The sequence below is a fragment of the Viridibacillus sp. d25.2 genome, from assembly GCF_055456015.2.
Genome location: NZ_CM196652.1, coordinates 3,412,198 through 3,425,372, shown reverse-complemented (window position 1 = coordinate 3,425,372; position 13,175 = coordinate 3,412,198). Strand labels below are relative to the sequence as shown.

Genomic DNA, 13,175 nt, shown 5'->3' with positions numbered 1-13,175 from the left:
TCTAGTCATTTGAAGCATTAAATAACCGCATTATCCCGACAATTCCCACGGTGCGTTAATCCAAGAAGGATTACGCTCTTTTTTGTTGAACTTATTGTACTAACAGGTATTTAGTTAAACAAGAAAACCATATATTAATTGATATTTAAGTAAAGGGTGAGTAAAATTAGTCAATTTTTAATGATAAATCAAAACAAGGTTGAGATACTTCAAAAAGGGGAAAATGGGACACCAATAATTATTTTTACAGGAATGGGTTGTTCATTCGAAGAATGGTACGAAGTAACAGAGTCATTAAGTAAATCAAATCGAGTTATAATGTTCCATAGACCAGGCCTAGGCGCAAGTGAAATTCGTGATGAAGTCCGTAACACACAGACAGTCGTAAACGAAGTAAGTGAGATGATACATTTACTTAAATTATCTGAACCCGTTGTATTAGTTGGTCATTCCTATGGTGGGTTATGTGTACAACATTTTGTGAAAGAACATCCTAAAAAGGTTGCTGGAATAGTATTAGTAGATTCAACTTCTGTTGATTTAAAGGAATTAGATGATTTGGATTTACCTGTTTTAAATGAAGGGTCAACCGATGAATTTTGGATGGAAAAATGTCATTCTTATTCTCAAATGAAAAGTGAAGAATTAGGTGAAGTTATTAAGCCTACTCTAACAAAAAAACAGAAGCTACTCCCGGGTGATATTCAACAGCGCTTAATAAATTTCCAGATAAATCCTTCTTTATACAAGGCAATGCATTCTGAAATTAGTAATTGGAAGGTGGATGGAGATATTATAAAGAATTTGGTAGTATGCCTTGATATACCATTAATTGTTATTGGTCGAGATAAAGAGCACAACATTAAGTTAGGCACTATGGAGGGATTGCCAGAGTGGGAGTTAAGGTTATTTGAAGAAAAGTGGCAAGAACTTATTATGAACCAAGTTAATCTTACTTCAAATAGTAAATTTATAATTGCACAAGAAGCAAGTCATTCAATACATATTGATAGGCCCGATATTATAGTTCAATCAATTGATAAAATCAATGCCTTATTAAACTAACGAGGAGATTAATTTAAGATAAGTAATAAGTGTTAAGACTGATTTTATTTCAGACTCTAGGCGTATAGAAAGAATAATTAAAAAATGTTAAAATTTACTTATCCTAGTAAGTTAGTATATGGTTTTTATTTTTCTTTACTTATAAGGGTTATTTTTATTGTATTACATTTATTGTTACTGTTTAATTTAAAGAAAGCGGGAAATAAGATGAAATTATGGTGGTTTGCAAATATTTTTTGGTTGGTTATTTTTGCATTAGGTGCAGTAATTATTGGTTTAAGGGAAGTTGATGGAGCTGGAATAGTTCAAACTCCTGAAATAAAAGCTATAACTTTCATAATAGTAGGTATTTTATTCGTAATTATTATGTTTATCCAATTAGTATGGTTATTTTTTGTCAAAAAACTAAAATATTGAATGTAGAATTATTATCGCTCGTATTTAGTTAACTTGAAAATCTGTACATACGTCAAGATTTTAGCCAATCATAGAAGTCTTCACAAAAGAGACTCTAAAAGAAGAAAAAAAATTACAAGAGCACGGCTAAAAAGACTTGTTGTCCTTGTGTAGCCGTGCTCAATGCTATCTACCAATAACCAAGTAGCTTCCACCAAAAGCCACCTATAATAATAAAAATGAGAATCGTAACGATTGAGACAATAAAGCCTACCGTCCACCATTTTTTCTGTTCAATATAACCTGCACCAAAGAATACAGGAGCAGGACCAGAACCGTAATGAGTTGTGGCACCAAATAAATTACTGAATGCTGCTAATAGGACCACAGCAAGCATAGCTGGTGCTCCCGCTTGAAGCATAACAGATAGAAACGCGGCATACATGGCACTAATATGTGCTGTAGAACTTGCAAAGAAATAGTGTGAATAGAAATAGACAAGTACTAATATCAATACCGCAAACATCCAGTTATAGCCAGACACAAACGAACTGACCTCTTTACTAAACCACGGAATCAGTCCAAGCTTGTTCATGTAAGAGGCCATCATAAAGAGCGTCGCAAACCAAACAAGCGTATCCCAGGCTCCTTGTTCATTTTTAATATCTGACCATGTTAGTACTTCTAATAATAAAAGTAAAGAAAGCCCTATTAAAGCAGCTGTTGTGGCACCAATGCCTAAAGAATCCCCACCAATCCAAAGTCCTAAAACAACAATAAACACTGCAATCATGCGTTTCTCAGAGCTTTTTAATGGCCCAAACTCATCTAATTTCTCTTTCGCAATTCGACTTGCTTCCGGAGTTTGTTTAATCTCTGGAGGGAAAATCTTATAGATAATAAATGGAACAACAATCAACGCTACTAAACCTGGAACAATCATAGCAGCTGCCCACCCAAACCACGTTATTGTCACACCAGCCGTATCACTCGCTAGCTTAACAATTAAAGGATTGGCTGCCATAGCTGTCATAAACATAGCAGATGTAATCAAGTTCCCTTGAAATCCTACCGTCAAAAGAAAGGCTCCCATTTTACGTTCTGTACCATCTTCTGGTTTAGAACCAAATGTACGTGATAAAGATTGGATAATAGGAAAAATCACACCACCTGCACGTGCCGTATTACTCGGAATAGCAGGCGCCAAAATTAAATCACTTATCAATAAAGAATACGACAAGCTTAACGTTTTCTTTCCAAATAACCGAACAAATACATAAGCTATACGCTCGCCTAACCCCGTCTTAATAAATCCACGAGAAATAAAGAACGCAATAACGATAAGCCAAATCGTCGAATTACCAAATCCACTAAGCGTTTCTTCAATTGTTAGCGTATTAGTTACCGCGATCACTGCCATAGCAATAATTGAAATGGCTCCCATAGGTAATGGTTTTGAAATAAAACCGACAATTGTTGCAACAAAAACAGCAAACAAATGCCATGCACTTTCTTCTACTCCAGCAGGTGCCGGTATAAACCAAATAATAGTACCAATTGCAATGGTAATGAAGAAAGGAATCCACTTTATCGTACTTCCTGATGTTTCTTTCATGCCAACAAACTCCTTTCAGTCTATGTTCTATAACAATAACGCCCTTCGTCTAACATTTTCCCCATCATTGGTTACTCACATTGAGTTTAACCAATCTAAATTATTAACTATGCACCCTTGAAAACTTAAATATTATAACTAATTCGTGTCCTAATGAAAAGAATTTTTCATATTCTATGTGTTTTTTTTTAAACTCACCAGAACTCGAAGGTAGAAAGATCACAATAGATTTACTCATTCATTAATACAAACGTCTCGTGAACTGTAGCTTTGTTAAAAAGATTATCATTTATAACAAAGTTCGATAATTATTAATAAAGATTGATGAAATTTTCAATTCAAATAAGACTGGTGTTTGAATAAAGGGAGATTGGGGTGAGCAATAGTCGAAAGTAAGAATTTTGAAGTAGGGGGAGTAGGGAAGAATCCGTACTTGTTATTGGAATATGAAAAAACTTGAACTTATGAATGAAGGGAAAAAGATTGGCTGTAGGCGAGGGAACCCCCTCGATCTTGAAAGAAAAAGAGTCCTCTAGTATGATGCCAGTGTCAACGACCATTGAATCAACACCTACAAGGAGGACTCCTAAATGCATTTTAAAGTGAATTACAATTAGCCGAAATGGCTAAAACAGCGATTTTTCTTATTCAACTAAAGGAGCAGGTTTGTTCAATAAGAACCTGCTTAGGTAGTAATCCCATATCGTATTTCTTAAAAAACATATTATATAAGAAATGTGGAGGTGGAATTATGTCCGAAAAAAGGAAGATTACTAGAATAAAACCTAACGAATGTTGTCCACCGGTTAAGTACACGGCAATTAATAGTTGTTGTTGCTCTCCTAACGCCCCACCTTGTTTGAGTCTTTGTGACTGTTGTGTCTCTCCACTTCAGTACGTCTTACAGCAACTTGTTGGGGAAACTGTAATTCTTGCAACTATTGCAGACGAACCAAATCAACAACCTCTCTTTTTTTTATACACTATTGATGGAGTAAATGATTTTCTAGTTACTGTTACAGGTGTAGAGGGTACCTTTGTGGTAAATATTTCTGATGTATTAGGGGTAGGATTTTTACCACCAGGTCCTATTATTAATTTGTTGCCACCTGCTAGTTCTGGATGCGAATGTGATTGTCGTGAACGACCAATTAGACAATTGCTGAATGCACTTATCGGTTCTACAGTGAATCTCTTAGCAAGTAATGGTGCTATTGCAGTAGGTTTTAACGTGGAACAAACAGGTCTTGGCATAGTGTTAGGTACTTTACCAATAAATTCTGATTTAGTTAGATTTGCAATTTCAACTTGCAAAATTACGGCTGTCAAGACTAATTGAACAAGGGATAAACGAGTGCTTTACTTCAAGAAGGAGTAAAGCCTTTTTCTTATTGAACTACCGGGGTACTTAAGTAGGGAATCTTTGGGCTGTTCAGACAGTGTGTTGAAGTGAATATTAAAAAATATATTAGATAATTAAGAGATGGTATGGTGTGAGCATGAACAAACTGTTCATGGAAACCAGTCCAATGAGCTTCACACGTGGAAGTAAGTCATAAAGAGATGAGTTAAAATTTTTTGCTTCTTGTGGTACCCCCATTTAATTTGCCTATACGACTTGATATCCATTTTGAAGCTGTTCGTTCTTCTAAATATTCATGAGCAGATAGACTAACCGCTAACTCGGGTGTTTCAGGTTGAATCTCGTTCCACTCTTCTTTTGAAATAAGGTACTCATCAAAATCCTTATGTTGTCCACTACCACTAAAAGATTTATACCTGACCGAATAGAATTTCTTAGTTCAGTTAAAACAGCCATTTCATAATAATGCCTGCTAATAGTTCCATCTCCATCTCTAGCTTTAATAAGCGATTCGCCAAGATTAGCGTTTGGTTTTATGTACCTCCATCAACTATAACTACAAATTTACAATAGATTTTAAGTTTATCTCTGCATTTTATCTTTATACCAGCATGTTATTATCTCCATATTATTATGTTACATTTATTACTGATGAGAATAGTGAAAGACTTTAAATGGCTAAACTATAAAAGGAATTATTTTTCGGTAAAAATAAAATAAATCGTAGGGAAGATAGAATATGCAAAAAACAGTCTTAATTGTGGAAGATGAAGATATTTTACGTGAAATTATGAAGGATTATCTATTAAACGACGGGTATAAGGTGCTAGAGGCGACTGATGGGAAAGAAGCACTAACTTTATTTGAAGAACATGAGGTACATTTAATTATTCTGGACATTATGTTACCGGAATTAGATGGTTGGACGGTATGTCGACGAATTCGTAAGATATCTAATGTACCTATTATTATGCTAACAGCACGGGTAGATGAGGATGATACCTTACTTGGATTTGAACTAGGAGCAGATGATTATGTTACCAAACCATATAGTCCCCCTATTCTATTAGCGAGAGCCAAACGACTAATTGAAAGTCGATATTCTTCGACAGTTAATACAACAAATGAGGACACCTTAACTAGTGGTGGCATCCATGTGCATATTCCCTCCCGTCAAGTAACTGTAGGTGGAGAAGCTGTAAGTTTGACACATACAGAATTTGAAATATTAACATATTTAATGCGAAATCAAGGGATTATTATTACAAGAGAACAACTAATCACTAAAATTTGGGGATATGAATTCGCTGGTGATGATCGTACAGTTAATAGTCATATCCGTAATTTACGTCATAAATTAGGAAATAGTGCAACTTGTATTGTAACTGTTGTGCGAGCTGGTTATAAATTTGAGGGACAGCTATGAAAAAAGGAATTGTCTTAAAATTATTTATACTAACAACAGCATTATGCACACTTATTTTAGCAACCATTTTTATTGGACAAACCATATTTTTTAAGCAATACTACGCGAATCGAAAAGTTAATGATATTAAAACGAATATTCAATCCTTTGAAAAAGTATATGTTAAAGCTGGTGATGACGCGGGGAAAATCCAAAAATTAGAACAAAATTTTTATCAGGAGAATGCGACATGGATTACAACGCTAGACAGTATAGGGAATATAAAATATGCAAATGATTTTTCTTTAGAAATTCAATTAGATCCTTCTAGAAACAAGCTTTTTTCTTATCGTGTAATCAGTATTCCGTTGTATAGTTTAGTCAATATAGAAGATATGCAAATGATAAAGTATAGATTAAAACAAGGAAATCATATTATTATTGATGGCGTACAAAAAGAAGATCAAGTAGTTCCTGCAATTTTAACATTTAAAGAGGGGAATTCTGCACTAGAAAACATACAACTGTCTAGAAAGTTATATGGAAAAATAGATGAAACGGAACCTTCATCTGAAAAAAGTTCGTCATTATATTTAACAGGAAGCATTAAGAGCGTACATTTATTGGAGAATACGGTTGGAACCAATTCTATTTATGGAAACCGTGTGTTCATAGACAGGATAAAACAATTTCAAGTAAATTTAATATTAAATGAAGAACACAATAATTTTACTTCTACAGATATAATGGATTATGAAGAAAATGGTATTAAATATAAAATATTAATCAAACCAACAAAAGATACAAATGGTAAGACAAATTATATTTTTGCTATGACGTCATTACAACCCGTTGATGAGGCTGCACAAATGATAAAAGATTATTATGTATACTTAATTATACTTGTTCTGTTTCTTATTGTTTTGGCATCATTTTACTACTCAAAAAAAATCGCTGAACCATTGTTACAAATAAATGATACTACAAAAAAAATTGCAGATTTGGATTTTTCAGAGACGATACCTATTACTACAAAAGATGAAATAGGTGATTTATCACACAATATTAATATACTTTCTAAAACTTTGCATTCGTATATAAATCAACTGCAACAAGATATAGAGAAAGAAAAACAATTAGAAAATACACGTAAAGAATTTATCGCAGGTGTTTCACATGAGTTAAAGACACCTTTAAGTATTATGAAGAGCTGTATTTCCATATTGGAAGACGGTGTTGCTAGTAATAAAAAGGATTATTACTTTAATGCAATGTCAAAAGAAGTAGATAAAATGGATATGCTCATAATTGATATGCTGGAGTTAGCAAAATTCGAGTCTGGTACGTATAAAATGGAAATGGATGTTTTCTATATTGATGAGATTGTTGAGTATATATGCGAGCAATTAACTTCAGATATAGCAAAGAAACAACTATATGTATATAAACAACTTTCTAAAATTAAGGTAGTTGCTAATCAACATCGAATCGAACAAGTTATTACTAACTTTATTACTAATGCAATTCGTTACACGCCTGAAAATGAGAGTATTATTGTTTCGACTACAGAAGAAAATGAACGCGTGAAAGTATGTGTAGAAAATAAAGGAGCGCATATTGCGCCAGAACATTTAGAGAAAATATGGGATCGTTTTTATCGAGGAGATACGCCTCGTCAACGCTCTAAAGGTGGAACTGGGTTAGGCCTTGCTATTTCAAAGAATATTTTAGAACTGCATGGTGTAGAGTTTGGTGTATCAAATACTACAGACGGAGTAATATTTTTCTTCTATTTAACTAAGCGTGTAGAATTTTAATTCTACACGCTTTTTTTATTTTTAAACAAAATTGACCTTATCTGCACTTTATCTTTATCAGCATTCATTAATATCTTCATTAGAAACTGAATTAAAAGCTGATAAGGAGATTGGTAAAATGAAAAAAAGAGCGATTTTGCTTTTATTAATTATATTAGTAATAGGTACAGGTTTTAGCTTGATAAATGACAAAGGAAAGAACAATGCATCCAAGGGAGATTTGCGCTTGAATGGAAAAACAATTGTAATTGATCCAGGACATGGTGGAGGAGATAGAGGGACAAAAGGAAATAAGCTTGGAACAATTGAAAAAGACCTTAATCTAAAAGTAGCTCAAAATATAAAAAAAGAGCTAGAAGAAAGAACTAATGCAAAAGTAATATTGACACGTGAAAATGATTTTAGCTTATTGGCAGAGACGAAGCAAAAAGAGGAATTACAAGCACGTGTCAAAATAGCTAAAGACTATGTGGCGGATCTTTATATCAGCATTCACCACGATGCTTTCGAGGATACAAATGTAAAAGGAATAACAACGCATTATGGAGCTAATAAAAGAAAAGATAAACAGTTAGCTAAGGTAGTTCAAAAAGCTATTTTCAATCAAAATATAGATACTCGAGATAGAGGTATTCAAGCGAGTGATTTCCTTGTTTTAAGGGAAAATCCTTCACCGGCTATCTTAATTGAGTTAGGGTTTACTTCTAATGAGAGTGATGAAAAAAGAATGAATTCAGAAGAATTCCAAGTGAAATCGAAAAAAGGTATTGTTGATGGCATTATTAAATATTTTACTATGTAACAAAATAGATAGATAAAAAAATACTATTCTTTCTTCCTTAATCAGGAAGGATAGTATTTTTTTATTTTGGTTGCATAGTTTTCATACACGTTTATTTATCGACAATTGAATAGTTTGTTCACTATTTTTATGGTGAAACACAAATTTTCGAATTTGGGAAATAACTCAACTTTATTAGAACGAGAATGTTTGTTTTTAAGTAAATACAATTAATTATTCTTTAACTGGTTTCGACCTTATCTGCATTTTATCTTTATCTTTCTTTATTAAGCTATTTATTGTAATAACCGGCTGAAAATAAATTCAAGTGCGCAAAGGTTCAGCATTATAAACAATTAATATAAATGTCAATAGTGAGAGGATAAACAAATAATGAAAGAATCACAAAGAAAAATTAGTGTAATAGCTAAGGTAGTAATATCGCTAGGAGTTGTTCTAGCAACAGCTTTTTTCATGTTCGATTTAATTGGAAAATTCAACCCAACTCCAGCGAAAGTAATAGTACATAAAATAGCTAAAGAAAGTAGTAAAACAGTTACCACACAGCAAAATGAAACATCACCGATAAAGAAAAGAAGACCGGATGGAAAACCAGTTGGGAAAGTTGTTTATTTAACATTTGATGATGGTCCTAGCAAATTAACAGGGCAATTTTTAGAAGTACTAAAAAAACAAAATATTAAAGCAACATTTTTTATGCAGGGAAGTAATTTGCAAAATACAAGTTTTGAGGAAAATGTAAAGCAAGCGGTAAAAGAAGGGCATTATATTGGTGCACATAGTATGACACACAATAGTAATAAGCTATATAACAACGGGCAATTTGTGCCAGAGATGAAAGAGACGTTAGCTCTTATACATGATATTACAGGTACAAACCCTAAATTAGTTCGTCCACCGTATGGTTCTGCACCAGGATTAAAGAATGAGGAAATTCGTAATCAAATAGTAGAGTCTGGAATAAAAGTCTGGGATTGGACTATCGATTCATATGATTGGGACCTAGCTGGAAATCCAAACCAAATCCTAGCAAATATTAAAGAGCAAACGACCGAAGAAGTAGAAGTTGTTTTAATGCATGAGAAAACTCAAACACTACAAGCACTTCCTAAAATTATTAAATTTTATAGAGAACAAGGATATGAATTTGGAGTTTACAATGACGCGGATCATTTCCGTGTGAATTTCCAGAAAGATCAACGTCTATAGCATATAAATGGTTATCTTTAGATAGTAGTTTTTACTAGCGAATGATTAGAGGCATTTATACACGATGTGTAGGGCTGACTATATTATTCGTTTGAATGAGTGCGATTATTTTAAAAAATAATAAAAATAAAAAAGGATTTAAACGAAAATGCAGGATATAACAAATCTAGGAATGTATTAATGGAGGGGTTGGTATTGATGAAAAAGAAAAAGTCGATGTTGTCTATTGCTGGAGCTTTATTAGTCTTGAGTTTATCGTTCGCTACAAGCACAAATGCATTTTCTGCTACACCACCTAGTAAAGGAAACGATGGTGGGGGTAGTAGTATTAAGCCACCGAAGTGCAATAATCAACTCTATTAATGTCTTAGTAATTTCATGTCCATGCCGTACCGACCCAGTAACACGGTGCTTCAAAGATAGAGGAAGCAGATTCTGATGCAGATGTAGCACCAAAAGTAGAATTCCTAAATGTTCACAGACAGAGATATACGTGGTCAATGGGTATCTGCTTGATTGAGATCATGGATAATACAGGTGGACATCTGAAATTTTTACTAGCTTAAATCAAATAGGTATCAAAAATAACCCCATCTGTTTGGATGGGTTTTTTATTTGTATAAAAACGAATTCTCTAATTTTACTATTTTTATAAACTTTTAGAAAAACTGTCCGATATATAATGGTGTAAGTATATTGGCTCTTAAAAACGAAAATAAAAAACAGGGCATAAATAGCTAGTCTTTAGATTTTATAGTGCGAAAATTGACATTTAATACAATGGGGAAATTTAAAGAAAATTTATTTAGTGAACGATATAATTATTGGTGTAAGTATATTGACCCTGAATACGGAGGTGAGTAATAGTGTAAAAATGCTTAGTGTTTAGATTTTATAGCATTAATATTGATCAATATAGTTTTTATCTTTTTGCATCAAAATCCTCGAATATAGATATTTATTTGTCATGTAATAAGTAGAAAAGTAAAGGGGACTAATACAATGAATAATAAACTTTCATTTGGTTTAACGAAAATAAGTAAAAGAAAAACGGGAGTAAGTGCTTTTATATTAGCAACAGGTATCTTGGGAATTACTTTAATACCTGAGAACGCAAACGCTCATGGATTTGTAGAAAAACCTAGTAGTCGTGCTGCGTTATGTAGTTCAAATTATGGAGCGCTTAACTTGAGTTGTGGAAATGTAATGTATGAACCGCAGAGTTTAGAAGCACCAAAAGGGTTCCCACAAGATGGGCCGGCAGACGGAAAAATTGCTTCAGCTGGTGGTATGTTTGGTGGAATTCTTGACCAACAATCTACAGATCGTTGGTTTAAGAATACAATCACTGGTGGTGAAAATACTTTCACATGGAAATATACTGCACTGCATGCAACGAGCAAATGGCACTATTATATTACAAAAAAAGGATGGAATCCTAATAAACCTTTAACCCGTGCTGTTCTTGATCCGATTGGAGTTATACAACATAACGGTTCTACAGCATCTAATAATCCATCGCATAAAATTAACGTACCAACAGATCGAAGCGGATACCATGTGATTTTGGCTGTTTGGGATATAGCTGATACTGCAAACGCTTTCTATAGTGTAATCGATGTTAATTTAATTAATAATGAAAACTCGGATACAAAAGCTCCAACACAACCACAAAAATTATATGTAGCGAAAGTTACAGAAAACAGTGTGAAATTAAACTGGGAGCCCTCTACAGATAACGTAGGGGTAAAAGAATATCAAGTATTACGTGATGGAAAAGTAATTGGAACGGTACCAGGAACTACATTTACAGATGGAAAATTAACGGCTAATACAAAATATAAGTATACAGTGAAGGCCATAGATGCAGCAGGAAATGTTTCACAAGAAAGTGAAGCTGTTGTTGCAAAGACAGGAAATAAAGTTCCAGATAATGAAGCACCAACCCAACCAAAAGGACTACATAGTATGGGGCAAACATCATCTAGTGTAGACTTAATGTGGAGTCCATCAGAAGACAATATAGCAGTTGACCATTATGTTGTATACAGAGAAACATCAAGTGGACAACTGATAGCAGCTGGAACATCCAACACTACATCATTTATGGACAAGAACTTACAGTCAAATACAACATATAAGTATACAGTTACGGCAGTTGATGCATCTGGAAATGAATCAATTAAAAGTAATATTCTTACTGTTAAGACAAAAGAGCAGAGTTCCTCTTATGAACAATGGAATCCGTATAAAGCATATACAAAGGGTAATAGAGTAGAACATCAGGGAAAAAAATATGAAGCGGTTCAAAGTTATCAAGGAAACGGCGATCCAAACTGGATATTTTCCTTATCGTTATGGAAAGCGATTTAATTTAAGTACAACTTAAATAGAAATAGATAGGTTAGAGGGTTTTGATGTGAAAAGATGAAAATAAACATGACATTGGCTTGTAATTAGATTAGTGTATTAAAAGAGCCAAAGCTGAATATAGCGATGGCTCTTTTTTATCTAATTATGGATAAAAAAACAAAGACCTGAGCAACTAGCCCAGGTCTTTATCACGTATTATTATTCATCAATTTCGTAATGACACTTACGATTAGGATTAATACGATTGCACCTATTAAAGTCGGGATAATATAAAAATCACTTAATGTTGAACCCCATTTGCCTAATAATTTTCCGCCAAAAACAAGCCCCAATAATACCTGCGATAATATTACCTTTAATTCCTCCTGCTAACCACGCTAAAATCCCACTGTAGCTTTGAAATAAAGTTTGATTAAAAGTATGCTGCAAACGCTTAGTTTATAATTGAGAAACCCACATATTTTGAATAAAGATTGAACAAAATACATGGGTTTGGTTTTGATGTGGAGTGAGTTTTTGTAAAAGAGATTGATTAAACTGCAACTCTTCAAAAAAGAGGATTGATACATCAATCCTCTTTTAAACTGTTTTTTTCACTTTAACAGATTGGATATAGCTTTTTCTGATATCGGCTTATCGAGTGAATAATAAGTTTTATCAATACTTATTTCACCGTCTTGAAATGTTATTTTAACATCTTTGTTGTCGCTATAAAGAGTAGCACTATAGATATATCCCTTTATTACTTCATGCTCTTCAAATTCACTATACGCCCGTGCATTTAAAAGCTGATTAAATTGTTTTATTTTTTCTTTTTCAGTAATACTATGTCTTTTCCTGTTTCTCCCATCAACAACTTCAATTTTAGATACCGATATATCACCAATGATCTCTGTAAAATCTTTATTTTCTTTTAGATTTGTTTGAGAACATCCACTAATTAATAATAAAACTATAGATATCGATAGCATAATAAAGTTTTTCATTTAGATTCTCCTTGATTTATGATAAAAGGAAAATTCCAAGTAACTGTCTAAGTAATCGGCATAGTTATTATTTTTTAATGTTAAAACGTCATCTTCATTTTTGAAATTAATTTGCATTATTATTCGCGCCCTTATATTACCTAT

General features: G+C 33.1%; 10 protein-coding genes and 3 pseudogenes. 9 read left to right on the top strand and 4 right to left on the bottom strand.

Annotated elements, in window-relative coordinates:
* The first annotated feature begins 180 nt into the window (after window positions 1-180).
* Together ACZLO7_RS16925 and ACZLO7_RS16920 are read left to right on the top strand one after the other, a co-directional pair.
* Window positions 181-1,065, top strand: coding sequence for an alpha/beta fold hydrolase (locus ACZLO7_RS16925; protein ID WP_464937437.1), 885 nt, complete (start codon window positions 181-183; stop codon window positions 1,063-1,065).
* 207 nt (window positions 1,066-1,272) lie between these two features.
* Window positions 1,273-1,482, top strand: a complete 210-nt coding sequence (locus ACZLO7_RS16920; protein WP_464937438.1) for a DUF3923 family protein — start codon at window positions 1,273-1,275, stop codon at window positions 1,480-1,482.
* 169 nt (window positions 1,483-1,651) lie between these two features.
* Here ACZLO7_RS16920 and ACZLO7_RS16915 read toward each other — a convergent pair whose 3' ends face one another.
* On the bottom strand, window positions 1,652-3,076 hold the full coding sequence (locus tag ACZLO7_RS16915; protein WP_464937439.1) for an anion permease: 1,425 nt from the start codon (window positions 3,074-3,076) through the stop codon (window positions 1,652-1,654).
* 865 nt (window positions 3,077-3,941) lie between these two features.
* On the opposite strand from ACZLO7_RS16915, the pseudogene ACZLO7_RS16910 reads away from it, so the two are divergent.
* A pseudogene (locus tag ACZLO7_RS16910) lies at window positions 3,942-4,415 on the top strand (hypothetical protein); the annotation flags it as partial.
* Window positions 4,416-4,572: 157 nt separating this feature from the next.
* Here the strand turns inward: ACZLO7_RS16910 and ACZLO7_RS16905 are convergent.
* Window positions 4,573-4,931, bottom strand: a pseudogene (locus ACZLO7_RS16905) (Tn3 family transposase); the annotation flags it as partial.
* A 247-nt stretch (window positions 4,932-5,178) separates the two neighbouring features.
* Here ACZLO7_RS16905 and ACZLO7_RS16900 point away from each other — a divergent pair.
* From ACZLO7_RS16900 to ACZLO7_RS16875, 6 genes are all read left to right on the top strand, one after another.
* A complete protein-coding gene (locus ACZLO7_RS16900; protein WP_464937440.1) occupies window positions 5,179-5,865 on the top strand; it encodes a response regulator transcription factor in 687 nt (228 codons plus the stop codon).
* Window positions 5,862-7,661 carry a sensor histidine kinase gene (locus ACZLO7_RS16895; RefSeq protein WP_464937441.1) on the top strand — a complete coding sequence of 600 codons (1,800 nt, stop codon included), beginning with the start codon at window positions 5,862-5,864 and terminating at the stop codon, window positions 7,659-7,661. Before ACZLO7_RS16900 ends, ACZLO7_RS16895 begins: the two co-directional genes overlap by 4 nt.
* 118 nt (window positions 7,662-7,779) lie before the next feature.
* Complete coding sequence (locus ACZLO7_RS16890; protein WP_464937442.1) at window positions 7,780-8,463, top strand: N-acetylmuramoyl-L-alanine amidase family protein; 684 nt, start codon at window positions 7,780-7,782, stop codon at window positions 8,461-8,463.
* A 372-nt stretch (window positions 8,464-8,835) separates the two neighbouring features.
* Entirely contained in the window at window positions 8,836-9,672 is an 837-nt protein-coding gene (locus ACZLO7_RS16885) for a polysaccharide deacetylase family protein (RefSeq protein ID WP_464937443.1), read from the top strand.
* A 198-nt stretch (window positions 9,673-9,870) separates the two neighbouring features.
* A complete protein-coding gene (locus ACZLO7_RS16880; protein ID WP_464937444.1) occupies window positions 9,871-10,035 on the top strand; it encodes a hypothetical protein in 165 nt (54 codons plus the stop codon).
* A 639-nt stretch (window positions 10,036-10,674) separates the two neighbouring features.
* The gene (locus tag ACZLO7_RS16875) at window positions 10,675-12,045 is read left to right on the top strand and encodes a lytic polysaccharide monooxygenase (protein ID WP_464937445.1); all 1,371 of its coding nucleotides are present in this window, start codon (window positions 10,675-10,677) and stop codon (window positions 12,043-12,045) included.
* 188 nt (window positions 12,046-12,233) lie between these two features.
* Here ACZLO7_RS16875 and ACZLO7_RS16870 read toward each other — a convergent pair.
* Both ACZLO7_RS16870 and ACZLO7_RS16865 read right to left on the bottom strand, forming a co-directional pair.
* Window positions 12,234-12,474: pseudogene (locus ACZLO7_RS16870) on the bottom strand (GlsB/YeaQ/YmgE family stress response membrane protein).
* A 164-nt stretch (window positions 12,475-12,638) separates the two neighbouring features.
* On the bottom strand, window positions 12,639-13,031 hold the full coding sequence (locus ACZLO7_RS16865; protein WP_464937446.1) for a hypothetical protein: 393 nt from the start codon (window positions 13,029-13,031) through the stop codon (window positions 12,639-12,641).
* Between the last annotated feature and the right edge of the window lie 144 nt (window positions 13,032-13,175).